The organism is Candidatus Methylomirabilota bacterium (genome assembly GCA_035936835.1).
GTDB lineage: Bacteria > Methylomirabilota > Methylomirabilia > Rokubacteriales > CSP1-6 > AR37.
Window position 1 is genome coordinate 1 of sequence record DASYVT010000051.1, and the last position, 1675, is coordinate 1675.

1 protein-coding gene is annotated in these 1675 nt (G+C 69.1%); it reads left to right on the top strand.

Translation table 11 applies throughout. From position 1 onward, the window contains the following. Positions 1–121: 121 nt before the first annotated feature. Positions 122–1675 (top strand): glutamate synthase central domain-containing protein (locus VGV06_04335; protein ID HEV2054387.1); only part of this gene is annotated, 1554 nt, incomplete at its 3' end.

The window sequence follows — 1675 nt, forward strand, 5'->3', positions numbered from 1 at the left end:
TGGTGTTGGTTCACTAGCTGGTCCACACCACTCCAGCTACTCTCGATTCGTGCCTTCCGCGCTACCTCCGACGCGCCTTGCCTGGCCGGGCGATCTGCCCAGTGAACGGGCGGCTTGCGGCATGGGCTTTGTCGCCACGCCCGAGCTCGGCCACCAGGCCGTAGCCCTCGGCGTCCAGGCCCTCGCCCGGCTGTCCCACCGCGGCGGGCTCGACGCTGACGGCAAGAGCGGGGATGGCGCCGGGCTCCTGATCCAGGTCCCGCACCGCCTTCTGGGCGGCGATTTTGCTGTCGCGGCCCTCTTCTCGTGGGACGAACGGGCCAAGGACGTGGTCGCCGAATCCGTCACCGCGGGCGGGATGCGGCTGCTCGAGTGGCGCAGGGTGCCGGTCGATGTGGAGAGCCTCGGCGAGCGCGCGCAGGCGACGATGCCCGCGATCTGGCACGGCCTCATCGCCCGCCTGGACATCGACCCGGACAAATTTGAGCGGCGCCTCTACGTGGCCCGCCGCCGCGCGGAAAAGCGCGCCGACGCGGAAGGCATTCGCATGTACCTGCCCTCGCTCTCCAGCCGCACCCTTGTCTACAAGGGACTCATGGCCGGCACGCGGCTGGCCGACTTCTACCTCGACCTGAGAGACCCGACGTGCGAGAGCCGGCTCTCCGTCTTCCACCAGCGGTACTCGACCAACACCATGCCCGACTGGCGCAACGCCCAGCCCTTCCGGATGCTCGCGCACAACGGCGAGATCAACACCATCACCGGCAACCGCGCGTGGATGCGAGCGCGAGAGGCCGAGCTTGAGCCGGAGCTGCGCGGAGTCATCTGGCCCGAGGGTTCCGACTCCGCATCGCTCGACAACGCTCTCGAGCTCCTCGTCAACCGCGGCTGGGAGGTTTCGGAAGCGCTGATGAGCCTTGTCCCCAACGCCTGGGAAGGGCGCGGCGACCTCGCCTCGTCGGTGCGCGATTTCTATCGCTACCAGTCGATCCGGTTCGAGCCGTGGGATGGACCGGCGGCGCTCGCGTTCAGCGACGGCGTCGTGGTCGGGGCGGCGCTCGACCGCAACGGCCTGCGGCCCCTTCGCTGGCAGCGCACGAAGGACGGCCTGGTGGCGGCTGCGTCAGAAGCCGGCGTCGTCACGATGGCGCCGGCGTCGGTCGTCGAACGAGGGCGGCTCGGTCCAGGCCAGATGTTGCTGGTCGACACCCGCGACAACTCGCTACTCCGCGACGCGGATGCCAAGGAGCGCGCTGCCTCTCGTCACGACTACGGATTGCTCGCCGACCGCGTCCTCGTCCCGGTCGAGCGACACCACAAAGACCTCGACCCGCTCGAAGACATCGCGGCGCACCATCGCCTGCACGGCTGGGGCGCGGAGGACTTGAAGTTCGTCATCGAGGCGATGGCGGCAACCGGCGCCGAGCCGGTTTACTCGATGGGCGACGACATTCCCATCGCGTCACTTGGGCGGACGCCGCGCCGCGTCTACGGCTACCTGCGCCAGCGTTTCGCGCAGGTCACCAACCCGGCCATCGACCCGCTGCGCGAGAAGGCGGTCATGTCGCTGCGCGTGCTGCTCGGCCCTCGGCGCGGCACTCTGGAACCAGAAGGCGGTGTTGACCGCGAACTTCGCCGCCAGCACCATCCCGCAGTGCCGGTGAACACCATTCAG